This is a genomic window from Planktothrix sp. PCC 11201, assembly GCF_900009135.1.
Lineage (GTDB): Bacteria > Cyanobacteriota > Cyanobacteriia > Cyanobacteriales > Microcoleaceae > Planktothrix.
The window spans coordinates 1-202 of record NZ_LT797718.1 but is presented as its reverse complement, the minus strand read 5'-3'; the positions used below and the strand labels follow the sequence as shown (position 1 = coordinate 202).

Sequence of the window (202 nt, the reverse complement as noted above, 5' to 3'; positions counted from 1 at the left end):
AGTCAATTATTATTGGAAGAGAACAATCCAAAATTGCATGAAGTGGCGTTGCGTCAAGCTCAGTCAATATTTCAACAATCTGCTGAAACTGAAGAATCTCTCTATCAACCTCTGGAAGAGTTTTTGCTTAATTCCAACCATGAAATATCATTGAGAATTCATGCGGCTGAGATTATTAATACAGCCACAGATATAAACAGAA

At 35.6% G+C, this 202-nt stretch carries 1 protein-coding gene; it reads left to right on the top strand.

Annotated elements, in window-relative coordinates; translation table 11 throughout:
* The coding region (locus PL11201_RS27255; protein WP_234996845.1) for a hypothetical protein at window positions 1–202 on the top strand (202 nt) is incomplete at both ends.